This is a genomic window from Saccharothrix sabaoui, from assembly GCF_051756985.1.
Lineage (GTDB): Bacteria > Actinomycetota > Actinomycetes > Mycobacteriales > Pseudonocardiaceae > Actinosynnema.
Window position 1 is genome coordinate 1 of the sequence record NZ_JBPKJK010000100.1, and the last position, 15,034, is coordinate 15,034.

Annotated in this window: 11 protein-coding genes; 4 read left to right on the plus strand and 7 right to left on the minus strand. The window is 74.2% G+C overall.

What is annotated here, in order from left to right; genetic code table 11:
* A partial coding sequence (locus tag ACR807_RS26755) for a S8 family serine peptidase (protein WP_438924179.1) occupies positions 1-3,198 on the minus strand: 3,198 nt, incomplete at its 3' end.
* A 287-nt stretch (positions 3,199-3,485) separates the two neighbouring features.
* Between ACR807_RS26755 and ACR807_RS26760 the strand changes: the two genes are divergently transcribed.
* On the plus strand, positions 3,486-3,935 hold the full coding sequence (locus tag ACR807_RS26760) for a DUF4383 domain-containing protein (protein ID WP_438924180.1): 450 nt from the start codon (positions 3,486-3,488) through the stop codon (positions 3,933-3,935).
* Positions 3,936-4,017: 82 nt separating this feature from the next.
* On the opposite strand, the gene ACR807_RS26765 is transcribed toward ACR807_RS26760, so the two are convergent.
* Positions 4,018-5,226: a cytochrome P450 gene (locus ACR807_RS26765; RefSeq protein WP_438924181.1), complete on the minus strand. Its 1,209-nt coding sequence runs from the start codon at positions 5,224-5,226 to the stop codon at positions 4,018-4,020.
* Between the two features lie 95 nt (positions 5,227-5,321).
* On the opposite strand from ACR807_RS26765, the gene ACR807_RS26770 reads away from it, so the two are divergent.
* Positions 5,322-6,974 (plus strand): glycoside hydrolase family 43 protein, encoded by a 1,653-nt coding sequence (locus ACR807_RS26770; protein ID WP_438924182.1) that lies wholly within the window; start codon positions 5,322-5,324, stop codon positions 6,972-6,974.
* An 82-nt stretch (positions 6,975-7,056) separates the two neighbouring features.
* Here ACR807_RS26770 and ACR807_RS26775 read toward each other — a convergent pair whose 3' ends face one another.
* Together ACR807_RS26775 and ACR807_RS26780 are read right to left on the minus strand one after the other, a co-directional pair.
* On the minus strand, positions 7,057-8,907 hold the full coding sequence (locus tag ACR807_RS26775) for an ABC transporter ATP-binding protein (protein WP_438924183.1): 1,851 nt from the start codon (positions 8,905-8,907) through the stop codon (positions 7,057-7,059).
* Entirely contained in the window at positions 8,904-10,637 is a 1,734-nt protein-coding gene (locus ACR807_RS26780) for an ABC transporter ATP-binding protein (protein WP_438924184.1), read from the minus strand. The genes ACR807_RS26775 and ACR807_RS26780 overlap by 4 nt, the downstream gene beginning before the upstream one ends.
* A gap of 86 nt (positions 10,638-10,723) precedes the next feature.
* Between ACR807_RS26780 and ACR807_RS26785 the strand changes: the two genes are divergently transcribed.
* On the plus strand, positions 10,724-11,335 hold the full coding sequence (locus ACR807_RS26785; RefSeq protein ID WP_438924185.1) for a TetR/AcrR family transcriptional regulator: 612 nt from the start codon (positions 10,724-10,726) through the stop codon (positions 11,333-11,335).
* 138 nt (positions 11,336-11,473) lie between these two features.
* On the opposite strand, the gene ACR807_RS26790 is transcribed toward ACR807_RS26785, so the two are convergent.
* From ACR807_RS26790 to ACR807_RS26800, 3 genes are all read right to left on the minus strand, one after another.
* Positions 11,474-11,800, minus strand: coding sequence for a hypothetical protein (locus ACR807_RS26790; RefSeq protein WP_438924186.1), 327 nt, complete (start codon positions 11,798-11,800; stop codon positions 11,474-11,476).
* Positions 11,801-12,016: 216 nt separating this feature from the next.
* Positions 12,017-13,480, minus strand: coding sequence for a hypothetical protein (locus ACR807_RS26795; RefSeq protein ID WP_438924187.1), 1,464 nt, complete (start codon positions 13,478-13,480; stop codon positions 12,017-12,019).
* Positions 13,481-13,681: 201 nt separating this feature from the next.
* On the minus strand, positions 13,682-14,194 hold the full coding sequence (locus tag ACR807_RS26800; RefSeq protein ID WP_438924188.1) for a mycothiol transferase: 513 nt from the start codon (positions 14,192-14,194) through the stop codon (positions 13,682-13,684).
* Positions 14,195-14,442: 248 nt separating this feature from the next.
* On the opposite strand from ACR807_RS26800, the gene ACR807_RS26805 reads away from it, so the two are divergent.
* Entirely contained in the window at positions 14,443-15,006 is a 564-nt protein-coding gene (locus ACR807_RS26805; RefSeq protein WP_438924189.1) for a phosphatase PAP2 family protein, read from the plus strand.
* Positions 15,007-15,034: the final 28 nt, after the last annotated feature.

The following is a 15,034-nucleotide window of genomic DNA, read 5'->3' on the forward strand; positions in this document are numbered from 1 at the left end:
GATCCCGTACGCGCGGATCACGGTGTGCTCGAACGTGTTGCCGTCGCGGTCGGAGCCGGAGGCCCGCAGCGAGGCGTAGCCGGCCGCGTCCGGGTGCCGCACCAGGGCCGCGCCGCCGGCCACGGGCACCCGCCGCCAGGTCTTGCCGTCGTCGAACGACACGTCGACCCGGACCCGGTCCACCTCGGCGTTGTCGGCGCCCTCCTGCTGCTCCACGGTCAGCGGCACGCGCAGCAGGCGGCCGGCGGGGGTGCCGCCCGCGTCGTCCAGCTCGGGGGTGAAGCGCACCACCGACATCGGCAGGCGGCGGCCCTGCCCGTCGGGGAGGACGTCCGCCCGGAACGTCCACGCGCCGCTGATGCGCGTGCTCAGCTCGTAGGCCGCGGGGTCGCGGACCACGTCGTGCTCCACCCGGTAGCGGGCTTCCCCCGCTTCCACGCTGAACTCGCCCCACTGGTCGCGGACCAGTCCGACCAGGCGACCGTCGCGGTACAGCGAGGTGCGCGCCGTCTGGTTGGCCGACCGGCCCAGGTTGCCATCGCGGTCGTTCACCAGCGGCACCTGCGCCGTCAACCGGTCCTCGTGCAGGCTCAGGTAGTTGGCCGAGTAGCCGGACAGGCCGGGGCCCAGCACCGGGAACAGGAAGCGCTCCTCGTGCTGGCCGCCCACCTCGTAGGTGCGGTCGAACGCGGAGTAGTCGGCCTCGGTCCGGTAGTCGGGGGACTGCCGCAGGTACGACCAGTCCCAGGTCATCCGGTCGGCCGTGACGAGGTCCACCACCGCGCCGCCCGCGGGCACGGGCAGCAGCACCGACCAGCCGCCCGAGCCGTCCGGCGGGTTGGCGCTGCCGCTGTGCAGGTGCGTGCGGTCGGCCGGGCCGGGCGCGAAGTCCGTCCGCACCTCGGTCAGCTCCGCCCTCGTCGGGGCACGGGTGAACCCGGTGGGCACCGCGCCCCGCTCGAACCAGCGGAACCGGTAGTGCACCGGTGTCCCGTCCACCGGCGCGCCCCGGAACTGGGCGCCAACCGAGACGTTCAGCTCCTCCGCGGGCAGCGTCGGGCCGTCGTGGCCGAGCGACATGTTCGTGAAGCCGGAGAGGAACGCCGTGTTGAGCACGACGCGCCTGCCGTTGAGCAGCCTGGAGACGTTGACGTCGCCGATCATCGCGGTGGTGCCGGCCTCGGGCGGGGTGACCTCGATCGGTTCGGCCACCCGGGCGTCGAAGGTGAACCGGGTGCTTGCGGCGTCCACGGTCAGCGTCGGCCGGGCGATCACCGCGACCCGGTCTCCGGTGCGCACGACCGAGCGCGCCAGGTACTCGCCCTTGGGCACGCGCGTGGTGGCGGTGCCGTCGACGCCGTACAGGTTGGTGTAGACGTCGTTGTCCATGCCCACCAGCGCGGTGGTGTGGTCGGGGGCGGCCTTGCCGTCGGCGTCGAGGTGCTCGACCGCGATGTCGTAGCTCTCGACCTCGCGGGCGAGGCTGACCGGGGTGCGCGTGGGCCCGCCGGCCAGGACGCCGGAGTAGACGCCGTCGGGTCCGGCGACCCTGGTGTCCGCGGTGACCGCCACGTCGGCCGTGCCGCCGGCGGGCACCGTGACGCGGGCCGGGTCGGCGGTGAGCAGGCCCGCGGGCGCGGGTCGGCCGCCCGGTCCGCGCAGCTCGGCGGTCAGGTCGAAGGTGACCGGCAGCGGCCCGCTGTTGCGGTAGGTCACGGTCCTGGTGACCGGGGTGTCGTCGTGGTGCGGCCACGCCTGCTCGGCGAACGCCAGGCTCACCGGCTCGGCGCCCACGGTGGCGGTGAGCGCGCGCGCCACGTCCACCCGGCCCGCGCCCTGCTCGAACACGCCCAGCGCCGGGTTCGGCGTGGCGGAGGCCATCAGGACGGCCTTGAGCCGCGCGCCGGTCCAGTCGGGGTGCTGCTGGGCGAGCAGCGCCGCCGCGCCCGCGACGTGCGGCGTCGCCATGGAGGTGCCGGACAGGGCCAGGTGCCGCCGGCCGACGGGGGTGCCGATGACGGCGTCGGCGGCCCTGGCCGCGACGATGTTCAGCCCCGGCGCGGTGATGTCCGGCTTGACCGCGCCGTCGCCGTTGCGGGGACCGCGGCTGGAGAAGTGGGCCAGGTCGTCGTCGTGCCGGACCGCGCCGACGGTGAGCGCGGCGTCGGCGCTGCCCGGCGAGTCGATCGACCGCGACCGCCCGCCGTTGCCCGCCGCGACGACGAACAGCGCGCCGGTCTCCGCCGACAGCCGGTTGACCGCCTCCTCCAGCGGGTCCACGCCGGGGGAGTCGTAGCCGCCGAGGCTCAGGTTGACGATGTCGGCGCCCTCGTCGACGGCCCACTGCATCCCGGCCATGACCCAGGACTCGGGGCAACCGCCGTTCGAGCACACCTTGCCGTCGAGGATGCGCGCGCCGGGCGCGACGCCCCGGTACCCGCGGTCACCGCTGGCGATGGTGGCGGCGACGTGCGTGCCGTGGCCGTCGCGGTCGGTGGCGTCGGGTTCGTCGGTGAAGTTGCGCTCGGCGACCTCCCGGCCCGCCAGGTCCGGGTGGTCGCCGTCCACGCCGCCGTCGAGCACGGCGACCTCCACGCCCCTGCCGGTCAGGCCGGCCCGCCAGGCGGCGGGCGCGCCGATCTGCGCGGTGGAGCGGTCGAGCGTGGGCCGGAGCAGGCCGTCGAGCCACACCTTGGTCACGCCGGGGTCGGCGAGCAGGTCGCGGAACGCGCTGCCGGCGTCGGCCTTGGGCGTCCGGGTGGCCACCGCGCCGGGCAGCACCCGGGCGGACCGCAGGCCGGTGGGCGTGCCGGTGACGACGAGCGGCACGTGGTCGGTGCGGGCGTCGTCGTAGCCGGCCTCGACCAACCCGGTGACGTCGAACAACCGCGGGTCGAGCCGGCCCGCCGCGATGCCCCTCACCGCGTCCTCGGGGACGACGTGCAGCCGCCCGTCCCGGTACGAGGAGTGGAAGGTCATCGCCTCGCGGCCGGGGCCGGGCCGGAACGCCCCGACCGCCGCGCCGGTCACCACGACCTGGTCGCCGGTGACCAGGGTGACGGTCCGCGGCGGGACACCCGACTGCTCCGGGACCGCCCGGACGGGCTCGGCCACCCCCGCGGGCGCGTGCCCCGCGGCGACGAGCCCGACCGCCAGGACGACTCCCAGGGCCCTACCGCGCTTTCGTGGTCTGAACACGGGTTACCTCCCGAATCCGGTGGTGCGCTGTGGATCGCGCGGTCGGGAGGCGCCGCAGACCCGCGGTGGCGGTGGACCGGAAGTGCCGGAGCCCCCCAACGGGATCGACGCTACTGATCGGCGGCGACGTGCCATACAGGTAACCGCGGTGTTGCTGCACATGCCGTAGCGGGGGCGTCTCGGGTGGTGGCGGACCGCCCGCACGGCCGGGTGACGGTTCGTTCTCCGCTGTCCGGGTATGCCCGGCGGAGCAGGTAGTTCCGCACCAGGATCCAGTGGAGGACGACATGTCCCGGACCGAACCAACGACGCGCACCCCGGTGCAGACGGTCGCGCTGCTCGTCGGGGTGGTGTTCCTGCTGGTCGGGATCGCCGGGTTCATCCCCGGACTGACCACCGGCTACGACACGCTCCAGTTCGCGAGCCACCACTCGGAGGCCATGCTGCTGGGCGTGTTCCAGGTCTCCATCCTGCACAACCTCGTCCACGTCGCCTTCGGCGTCGCCGGCCTCGCCCTCGCCCGCACGGTGCGCGGGGCGTACCAGTACCTGGTCATCGGCGGCGTCGTGTACGCCCTGCTCTGGCTCTACGGCCTGCTGATCGGGCACGACAGCGCGGCCAACTTCGTGCCGGTCAACGCCGCCGACAACTGGCTGCACCTGTTCCTGGCCCTCGGCATGCTCGCCCTGGGCTTCACGCTGGGCCGCCGTTCGCTGCCGGCCCGCGCCCGCCGCTGAGCCGCACCGCCACCTGAACCGCACGGTTCGCGCGAAGGGCCACCACCTCCGGGTGGTGGCCCTTCGCGCGGGGGCGGTCCCGTCACACCGGCGTGATGACGAACCCGCTGCGGACCTTCGCCGGCACCCGCCGCAGCGAGATGGTCAGGTCCTGACCGGGCACCTCGTGGTCGAGCCGGGCCAGGCACCCGGCCAGCGCGCCGAGCAGGCCGACCGACGCGGGTTCGCCGGGGCAGCGGTGGCCGGTCGCGGGGTCGCCGCCGCCCTGCGGGACGAGGTCGAACGGGCCGGGGGAGCGGTCGAGGAACCGCTGCGGCCGGAAGGTGTAGGGGTCGCCCCACAGGTCGGCGTCGTGGTTCTGGCCGTAGACGTCGAGCAGCACCAGCGACCCCTTCGGGATGCGGTGGTCCCGCCAGGTCAGGTCGTCCACCGCGCGCCCGCCCAGGAAGGGCGCGAAGGGGTAGAAGCGGCGCACCTCGTGGGCGAACGCGCGGGTGAAGTCCGGGTCGCCGGCGCGCAGCCGCTCGCGGTGCTCGGGCCACCGGTGCAGGGCGTGCCCGGTGAACATGACGAACCAGCACACCGCGACCGCGGGCCGCACCACGTTGAGCAGCTCCACCGCGGCCACCCGCGGCGGCAGCGGTTCGCCGTGCTCGTCGCGGTGCCGGGCGACCTGGTCCAGGGCCGACCCCGGCCGGGCGGGCCGGCTGCCGTCGCGGGCGTCCCGCACCAGGCCGGCCGCCCACGCCTCGCGGCGGTCGCGGGCCCGGCGCGCCCGCCAGTGCCGGGGACCGGGGGTGGCGAAACCGTCGACCATCGCGGTCAGGTCGCGGGCCACGCCGTCCACCTCGTCGTCGGCCAGCGGTACGCCCGCCCAGCGGCACACGCCCCTGGTGAGCACGCGCGCGGCCGCGTCGAACAGCACCACGTCGCGCCCCGGCGCCCAGGACGCCGCCTCCTGCTCCCACGCGGACGTCACCGACCCCACCAGGTCGGACGCGTGGTCGTGCGGCAGGACCGACAGGAAGAACGCCTTGCGCCGCCGGTGCGCCCCGCCGTCGAGGGTGTGCACGGCGTCGTGGCCGAACAGCGTGCTCTGCACCGGACCCGGGATCGCGGTCTCCCGCCTGACGTGGTCCTCGTCGTAGAAGAACCGCGCCGCGTCCGGCCCGCACAGGCCCACCGCGTGCTGCCCGAGCACGCGGGCCTCCGCGATGCCGTCCGGGGCGGCCCGGCGCGCACCGGGCAACCAGGCGTAGCCCCGGGTCAGGACCAGGGCCGATTCGTCCATGAGGGGGAATACTCGTCGAGGCATGGTGTGCCGGGTGCCCGTTCGCCGCCCCGCCAAACAACCCGCCCGGAGTCGTCCGGCGGCAGGATGGGGACATGCGACGCACAGCCCTGCTCGTCGCCGCGACGGCGGCCCTGTCCTTCGTGGCCGCGCCGGTCTCGGCCCACCCCGCCCGCGGCACCGACGCGACCTACCACAACGACGCCGCCACCCCCGGCGCCGACCCGTTCGTGCTGTTCGACCGCCCCAGCGGCTACTACTACGCCTACTCCACGGAGGGCGCCGACCCCGGTCACCACTTCGCCGTGCACCGCTCGCCCGACCTCGCCACCTGGGAGCGGCTGCCCGGCGGCGCGCTGCTCGCCGGGCGGGACGGCGACTGGGCGCACGACTGGTTCTGGGCGCCCGAGGTCTACCACAACCCGGTGACCGGCCTGTACTTCCTGTTCTACGCGGCCCGGATGAACCGCGGCGTGGCCGAGCACTTCCGGTACGCGGACTTCGAGGAGCCGTGCAAGATCGGCGTCGCCGTGTCGCGCTCGCCGGCCGGGCCGTTCCGCGACATCACCGAGGAGCCGCTGGACTACCACCCGTACGACCCCGCGTACCACGACGTGAACCTGATCATGGACGCCGAGCAGAAGAAGCCGCCCGCCACCCTGGAGGAGGGGCGGACCGCCCCGCTCGGCACCTACATCCCCGCCATCGACCCGAACGTCTTCTTCGACGCCGACGGCCGGGTCTACCTGTACTTCTCCCGCAACGCCTACCGGAACTGGGTGTGGGACGAGGACCTCGGCAAGTACGTCGAGGAGTCGAACGTCTACGCCGTCGAGCTGACCGACGACTGGTGGCACGACCCCACCGGCCGCACCGCGCCGACGATCGCGCCCGCGTACCGCGACGCCAACCGCGCCCCGCACGACCCGCCCGGCGTCCGCAAGGACGGCTACGTGCCGGTCCTGGACTACGGCTCCGACGAGCAGGAGTGGGAGAACGCGCACGTCCACGACCACGCGAGGTCGGGCGGCGCGAAGAAGGACCGCCGGTGGGCGGAGGGCTCGACCACGATCAGGACCGTCGACGAGCGGGGCGGACCCCGCTACTACCTGACCTACTCGGCGAACAACTACGAGAACGAGTTCTACGGCGTCGGCTACGCGACGGCCGACGGCCCGCTCGGTCCCTGGCGCAAGAGCCCGGCGAACCCGGTGCTGGCCCAGGACCCCGCGCGAGGGCTGTACTCGACCGGGCACGGCAGCGTCATCGGCTCGCCGGACGGCTCGCGGCTGCACTACGTCCACCACGGGCGGCCCTCCACCACCGCCGCCCGGGCGCTCTACACCTCGCGCCTGAGCCTCGGCGGCGGCGTCCTGGACATCGACGCCCCCGCCGGGGACGAACCGCTGCCGTCCGGGGTCGGGCCGCTGGGCATCCGGGCCGGCGACCGGGTGCTGCGCGCGGGGCCGGACGGCTCCGCCACCACGACCGTCCGCGTGACGAGCGCCCTCGGGGCCGGGTTCGACCTGGCCGACCCCCGGAACCGGCTGCGCGCCGAGCTGCGGCCCGCCGACGCGGGCACGGTCGTCGTGCGGGGCGACCGGGTCACCGCCACCGTCCACCGCCCGGCCCGGCTCACCGTCTCCTACCAGCGCCGGACGGCCGACGGCGGCTACCGCGACGTGGCCAACACCGGACCGCGCCGCGACGTCCCGGTCGAGGTCACGATCCCGGTGACGACCCGCTGAGGTGGCGTTCCGTTGACCTGACGCCCCGCTGAGGCGGCGACCGCCGGGCACGGGGGCCTTGGACCCCCGTGCCCGGCGGCGGTCAGCCCGCCGCGGCGAACTGGGCCGAGTACAGCCGGTGGTACGCGCCGTCCGCGGCCAGCAGCTCGTCGTGCGTGCCCTGCTCCACGATGCGGCCCGACTCCATCACCAGGATCAGGTCGGCGTCGCGGATCGTGGACAGCCGGTGCGCGATGACGAAGCTCGTCCGCGACGACCGCAGCGCCGCCATCGCGTGCTGCACCAGCGACTCGGTGCGGGTGTCCACCGACGAGGTCGCCTCGTCCAGGATCAGCAGCGACGGGTCGGCCAGGAAGGCGCGCGCGATCGTCAGCAGCTGCTTCTCGCCCGCGCTGACGTTCGTGCCCTCCTCGTCGATCACCGTGTCGTACCCGTCGGGCAGCGTCCGCACGAACCGGTCCACGTAGGTGGCGCGCGCGGCGGCCAGGACCTCCTCCTCCGAGGCGTCCGGGCGGCCGTAGGCGATGTTGTCCCGGATCGTGCCGCCGAACAGCCAGGTGTCCTGGAGCACCATGCCGATCCGCGACCGCAGGTCCGAGCGGCGCAGGTCGGTGATGTCCGTGCCGTCCAGCGTGATCCGGCCCGAGTCCAGCTCGTAGAACCGCAGCACGAGGTTGACCAGCGTGGTCTTGCCCGCGCCGGTCGGGCCCACGATCGCCACCGTCTGGCCCGGTTCGGCCACCAGCGACAGGTCCTCGATCAGCGGCTGGTCCGGCCGGTAGGAGAAGCCGACGTGCTCGAACTCCACCCGGCCGCGGCTCGCCCCGGGCACCGGCGCGTCGACCGGGTCCGGCGTCTGCTCCTCCGCGTCGAGCACCTCGAAGACCCGCTCGGCCGACGCCACGCCCGACTGCATCAGGTTCGCCATCGACGCCACCTGGGTCAGCGGCTGGGTGAACTGCCGGGAGTACTGGATGAACGCCTGCACCTCGCCCAGCGTCATCGCGCCGGACGTGATCCGCAGCCCGCCGACCACCGCGACGACGACGTAGCTGATGTTCGACAGGAACATCATCACCGGCATGATCAGGCCGGACATGAACTGCGCGCTCGTCGCCGAGCCCACCAGCTCGTCGTTGCGCCGCCGGAACTCCTCCTCGGACTCCCGCTGCCTGCCGAACACCTTCACCAGCTGGTGGCCGGTGAACGCCTCCTCGATGTGCGCGTTCAACGCGCCGGTGTGCTTCCACTGCGCCACGAACTGCGCCTGCGAGACCTTGCGGATGCGGCCGGTGACGACCACCGACACCGGGATCAGCAGCAGCGCGATCAGCGCCAGCAGCGGCGAGATGGTGATCATCATGATCAGCACGCCCACCACGGTCAGCAGCGACGTCAGCAGTTGGCTCAGCGTCTGCTGCAACGTGGTCGAGACGTTGTCGATGTCGTTGGTGACGCGCGACAGCGTCTCGCCGCGCGGCTGCCCGTCGAAGTAGCGCAGCGGCAGCCGGTGCAGCTTCGCCTCCACGTCGGAGCGCAGCCGCAGGACCACCCGCTGCACCGCGTTGTTGAGGATGAGGCCCTGCGCCCAGGCGAACAGCGACGAGGCCAGGTACAGCGCCAGCACCCACCCCAGCACCGCGGCGAGCGCGGTGAAGTCGACGCCGGCGCCCGGCACGCCGCGGATGCGCCCGAGGACGCCCTCGAAGATGATGTCGGTGGCGTGGCCCAGGATCTTCGGCCCGGCCACCGCGAACGCCACGCTGGTGACGCCCAGCGCGACGACGGCCGCGATCGCGTTGCGCTCCGGGCGCAGCCGGCCCACGAGGCGCTTCGCCGACGGCGTGAAGTCCTCGGCCTTGCCCATCGGCATGCCCATGCCGCCGAAGCCCGCGCCCATCCGCGCGGGGGCCCGGTTCGTCGTGGTGCTCATGCGGCCTGCTCCGGGGTCAGCTGGGACTCGACGATCTCCACGTAGGTGGGGCACGTCGCCAACAGTTCGTGGTGGGTGCCGGTGCCGACCACGGAACCGTTGTCGAGCACGACGATCAGGTCCGCGTCGATGATCGTCGACACGCGCTGGGCGACGACGATCACCACCGCGTCGCGCGTGTGCGGGCGCAGCGCCGCGCGCAGCCTGGCGTCGGTGGCCAGGTCCAGCGCGGAGAACGCGTCGTCGAACAGGTAGATGCCGGGGGCGCGGACCAGCGCCCGCGCGATCGACAGCCGCTGCCGCTGCCCGCCGGACACGTTCGTGCCGCCCTGGGCGATCGGCGCGTCCAGCCCCTCGGGCATGGCCTCCACGAAGTCGCGGGCCTGCGCGACCTCCAGCGCCGCCCACAGCTCCTCGTCGGTGGCGTCGGGGTTGCCGTAGCGCAGGTTGCTCGCGACCGTGCCGGTGAACAGGTAGGGCCGCTGCGGCACCAGGCCGATGCGGGAGCACAGCACGTCGGCGTCGACCTCGCGCACGTCCGCGCCGTCGACCAGCACCGCGCCGGAGGTGACGTCGATCAGCCGGGGGATGAGGCTGAGCAGCGTGGTCTTGCCCGCTCCCGTGCTGCCGATGACGGCCGTCGTCCGGCCCGCCTCGGCGGTGAACGAGACGTCGCGCAGCACCGGGTCCGCCGCGCCGGGGTAGCGGAACTCCGCGCCGGCGAACTCCACCCGGGCCCGCCGGGGCAGCTCCACGACGGGGTTCGCCGGCGGCACCACGGACGAGTCGGTGTCGAGCACCTCGTTGATCCGCTCGGCGCTCACCGCGGCGCGCGGGATCATCATCGAGATGAACGTCGCCATCATGACCGCCATCAGGATCTGCACCAGGTAGCTGATGAACGCGGTCAGCGCGCCGACCTGCATCTGCCCCGCGTCGACCCGGTACGCGCCGAACCACAGCACGGCCACGCTCGACGCGTTCAGGATCAGCATCACGACGGGGAAGATCAGCGCCTGCAACCGGCCGACCCGCAGCGCGGTGTCGGTGAGCGCGTGGTTGACGCCGGAGAACCGCTCGCTCTCGTGGGGCTCGCGGACGAACGCGCGCACCACGCGGATGCCGGACAGCTGCTCGCGCAGCACCCGGTTGACGGCGTCGATCCGCTCCTGCATCAGGCGGAACTGCGGCACCATCCGCACCACGATCAGCCCGATCGAGACGGCCAGCGCGGGCACGCACACGAGCAGCAGCCAGGACAGGCCGACGTCCTCGCGCAGCGCCATCACGATGCCCGCCACGCACATGATCGGCGCGGCGACCAGGATGGTGCACACCATCACCACCAGGAGCTGCACCTGCTGCACGTCGTTGGTGGTGCGGGTGATCAGCGAGGACGGCCCGAACGCGGCGACCTCGCGGGCGGAGAACGCGCCGACGCGGTGGAACACGGCGGCCCGGACGTCGCGGCCGAAGCTCATGGCGACCCGGGCGCTGTAGTAGACGGCCCCGATGGAGCAGGCGATCTGGACGAGGCTGACCACGAGCATCCACCCACCGGTGGACAGGATGTAGTCGGTGTCGCCGGTGGCGATGCCGAAGTCGATGATGTCGGCGTTGAGGCTGGGCAGGTACAGCGAGGCGACGGTGCCGACGAGTTGGAGCGCCAGCACTATCGAGAGTTCTCGCCGGTACGGCCGCAGGTGCGTGCGGAGCAGGCGGCTGAGCAAGGACTTCCCCCATAGGAAACGGATCGTGTCTTAAGATTGCACGGTAGACCTGTCGGATAAGAAACGCAAAGTATCTAAGGAGCAGGGTGCCCGAACCGAGGTCGCGCCGTCGCGGAGCCGAGCTGGAGGCCGCCGTCCTGGACGCGGCGTGGGCCGAGCTGACCGAGGTCGGCTACGCCCGACTGACGATGGAGGCCGTGGCGGCGCGGGCGGGCACGAGCAAACCCGTCATCTACCGCCGCTGGCCGAGCCGGGCCGCGCTGGTGCTGGCGGCGTGGGGCAGTCGGGTCCCGGTGTCGCCCACCGTCTCCGAGACGGGGGACCTGCGGGGCGACCTGGTCGGGCTGTTCACCATGATCGCCCGCCGGGCGGACTCGATGACGAACGAGATGATCGCGGGCGTGATGGGCGAGGCGTTCCGCCACCCGGAGGTGGCCGACGTCCTGCGCGACCGCCTGACCACGAAGTCGCCCCTCTCGGGGGCGGTGGAGAAGATCGTCGCGCGGGCCGTGGGCAGGGGTGAGCTGCCCGAGGTCGAGCTGCCGCCCCGGGCGGTCCGCGTCCCCCTCGACCTGGTCCGCAGCGAGTCCATGACCTGCGGCGCCCCCATCTCCGACGAGACGATCGCGGAACTGGTGGACGACATCTACCTGCCCCTCCTGCACGGCCTCGCCTCCCGGCGCCGCCCCCCAGGATGACCGCGGTCGGCCGTCGTGGCGACCCGTTTTGCGAACAACCGGGCGTTCGGCCGATCAGGCGGCGTCCCGGCGGGCGTGCGGCGGGGTGTGGGCGGCGGGGTGCGTGCGGCGGGACGGGGGGTGGCAGGACGGGGCGGGTCAGGCGGCGGACGCGTCGCCCGCCCGGCTGAGCACGGCGGACGCGGCGACCAGGGACCTGCGGGTCGCGGCCACGTCGCCGTCGGCGGCGCGCCCGAGGCCGATGGCGAGCATGCGGTGCGCCTCGGCCAGCGCGCCGGTCGGGTCGGGTTCGGCCGGCGCGGGGGCGGCGGGCGCGGCGTCGGCGACGGTGGCCGCGAAGTCGGCGAGCACCGCTTCGAGGCGGAGGCCGTCCGCCGGGGCCGTGGTGAGGGCGGAGAGGGCGTCGTCGACGGCGGCGCGCAACACGGCGACCGGGCCGGGCGATAACGAGGACGGGAACGACATCCTGGCAGGGTAGTGCCATATGCACCCGCCGGCCATCGTGCAGATGCACGTGCACCTGCACGGAGTAGGTGGCACCGACCCGAGTCGTACCGAGGGTGGTCGCCGCCGGTCCGCGCGTCCCACTGTCGTGTTCGCGTCCGCCTCACCGCCGCGACCGGGATGCGGTCGCGGCGGTGAGGCGGACGCGGCGTGGGCGGACGCCGGGGGGCGTCGGCGTCAGTCGGTGCGGGCGCGCATCAGGACCAGGTCGCCGTGCCCGCCGTAGCCCAGCACCGGTTCGGCGTACTGGGTGCCGTCGAACGTGATCAGCCACCACTCGCGGCCCACGGGCAGCAGCACCGGGTGCGGGATGTTGGTGCCGTACGGGGCGTCGAGCGTGCCCAGCTTGCGCATCGACAGGTCGTAGACGGGGTAGGTGCGGGCGTCGCCGTCGCTGGCGAACACGTACCACTGCGTGCCGACGCGCTGGATGATCGTGCCCTCGGTCTGGTCGACGGTGAGGTCCGCGCCCACCCGCGCCAGCGACTCGGCGTAGTCCGCGCCGCGCGGACCGGCGGCCAGGGCCGGGTGGAAGACGAACGCGGGCTGCTGGGCCTCGCTCTCCACGAACGCCAGCCGCCAGCGGCCGTCCACGCGGGTCAGCGCCGGGTCCCACGAGCTGACGGTCGTCGGCAGCGGCAGGCGTTCGGTGGGGATGACGTGCACGCCGGACAGCACGTCGGCCCGCGTCGTGGCGTGCCGGACGTGCACGCCCTTGAAGTCGAAGTCGCCCCACGAACTCATGAGCACGATGAACCGGCCGGTCCGGTCGTCGTAGACGACCTGGCCCGCGTGGTCGCCCAGCACCACGCCGTCGCGGGCGAAGAACAGCACCGCCACCTGCTCCAGGCGCGTCGGGTCGGCCAGGTCGAGCGCCCACACCGCCCAGTGCGCCTGCTGGAAGAACCCCAGCCCGGCGTTGGTCATCGTCAGGTACAGCTTGCCGTCGCGCACGAACGGCCTGCCGTCCGCGTGCTGCACCACGTGCGGGTCGCGCACGCCGGCCTGCCCGAAGTAGCCCGCCCGCACCCGGCCCAGGCGCACCGGTCCGCGACCGCCGTAGGCGTACTCCAGCCGACCCAGGACTTCGGGGACGCGCAGGTCGACCAGGGCGCGCACGCGGTCCCGCTCGGTCAGCACCGGCTGCCACGCCGTGCCCGTGCCGGTGGGGTCGACCAGCACGGTGACCGCGTTCTCGTTGACCACCACGGCCAGCCGGAACGGCCCGGTCACGCGCACCTCGCCGGTCTTGACCACCCTGGTCGCGCCGCCCGCGGTGACCTCGATCGTCGCCCGCCCGGCGGCCGGGTCGACCGTGCCCAGCACCGACGTGCCGCCGCCCGCCAGCCCGGCGACCACCACGCCGCCCGGGTCGGTGCCCAGCACCTCCACCAGCACCGAGCCGAACGGGGCGCGGGGTCGCGCACCGGTCGTGACCAGCGTGTCGGCCGCCGCGGGCGGGGCGGGGGAGAGGGCGCTGTCGTACTGCACGAAGCGCGGGGCGATCAGGTCGAACGGCCGGTACTTGTGGGTCACGGCGAAGTGCAGGTCGAACGGTGTCGTGCCCGGGTCACCACCCGTCGCCCCGGTCGCCGCGGTCGCGCCGGCCGTGCCGAGCAGCCCGGGGGCCGCTGCGGCCACCCCCGCCACCGCCCCGGCACCGCGCAACAGGGTCCGACGCCCGATTCCGCCTTCCACCACGTGCCCTCCCTCGTCCCGATCAACGGTGATCGACCCACCAGGTCTACCCCGAGGTGGTGAGGCGGCACCAGGACCGATCGGCCGGAGCGCGTCCCGGTGCACGAGGGCGGAACAGGAGGAGGCGGGCAGGGGCGGGAGGGGTCAGGAGGGCAGCAGGCCGCGCGCGAACGCGGCCTGGCCGACGTGCTGGAGGTCGTCCTCGACCACGCTGACCAGCCGCACCGCCAGGGTCACGGGCGGGTCCCACGAGTCGTCCACGACCTTGCCCAGCTCCGCGGAGGTCACCCCGCGCAGGTAGGTCGTGGTGGCCTCGTGCACCGCCCGGTGGTAGCCCAGCAGCAGGTCGGCGGGCGCGACGACGAGGGCGACCTGGTCACCGCTGTGCCCGTAGCCGGTGTCCTCGGGCGGCAGCGGCAGGTCGAAGCGCCCGGCCCAGCCGCCCGCGGTCCAGACCTGCTCCGCACCGGCGACCTCGGCGACGTGGTCGTCCTGGACGCGGGTGAGGTGCCAGACCAGCCACGCGATCGAGTTGGCCGAGCCGTCGACCCGGTGCGCCAACCGGTCGCGGTCGAGGCCGTCCAGCACGCGTTCGACCGATTCCCGGACGCGCCCGAACCCGTCCACCAGGACGTCGACGGCGGTGAGCTCGATCATGTGGTCCTCCCCTGGAACCGGCGCGACCTCGTCGGAGGGGCAAACGTCGGCGCCCTGCCGGTGGTGCCCCCGAGCGTGGCCCCGACCACGATCCGCACCACCGGCAGGGCGCCGACCACCCATCCCTCGCGGGCCCTGCTCCCGCACCGACCGAATACCCACCCCGGCGGGATCTCATGCCACCGGGTTCGAGAACCTGTCGCCCGGACCTGCCCCGGACGCGGCGCGGACGACGTAGCGTGACGCCGGTGAAGCCCACCGACCAGCCCGGACGGCCCACGCGGCTCGTCGACCGCGCCGCCCGCGCGGAGGCCGACATCGTGCACACCGACGTGCTCCTGCCCTTCGGCAGTCCGTCGCCGGTGGTGCTCGCGGCGGGCCCGGTGGCGCGGGGGAGCGTGCTGTGGCTGGTGATCGCCGCCGGCCTGGCGCTGCGGCCCGGTGCGGCGCGGCGCGCGGCGGGTCGGGGCGTGCTCGCGGTCGCCGTCACGACCACTGCCGCCCACCTGCTCGGCCGGTTGGTCCCCCGCCACCGCCCGCGGGTCGGCGACATGCCCGCCCGCACCGCGCTGCACGAGCACCCCACGTCGTCGGCGTTCCCCTCGGCGCACGCCGCGTCGGCCGCGGCCTTCGCCACCGCCGCGGCCCTGGAGTCGCCCCCGCTCGGCGCGGCACTCGCCCCGGTGGCCGCGGTGGTGGCGTACTCGCGCGTCCGCACCCGCGTCCACTGGCCCACCGACGTGGTCGCCGGCGCGCTGCTGGGCGCGACCACCGCCGTGCTCACCCGCCGCCGGGGCCCGCGGCGGGCATGAGCGGCGGGCACGTCTGCGGCGGGCACCC

Coding starts and splice junctions, on each gene's coding strand:
- ACR807_RS26790 (WP_438924186.1), bottom strand. CDS start 11,800: ATGTCGTTCCCGTCCTCGTTATCGCCCGGCCCGGTCGCCGTGTTGCGC.
- ACR807_RS26770 (WP_438924182.1), top strand. CDS start 5,322: ATGCGACGCACAGCCCTGCTCGTCGCCGCGACGGCGGCCCTGTCCTTC.
- ACR807_RS26775 (WP_438924183.1), bottom strand. CDS start 8,907: ATGAGCACCACGACGAACCGGGCCCCCGCGCGGATGGGCGCGGGCTTC.
- ACR807_RS26765 (WP_438924181.1), bottom strand. CDS start 5,226: ATGGACGAATCGGCCCTGGTCCTGACCCGGGGCTACGCCTGGTTGCCC.
- ACR807_RS26760 (WP_438924180.1), top strand. CDS start 3,486: ATGTCCCGGACCGAACCAACGACGCGCACCCCGGTGCAGACGGTCGCG.
- ACR807_RS26800 (WP_438924188.1), bottom strand. CDS start 14,194: ATGATCGAGCTCACCGCCGTCGACGTCCTGGTGGACGGGTTCGGGCGC.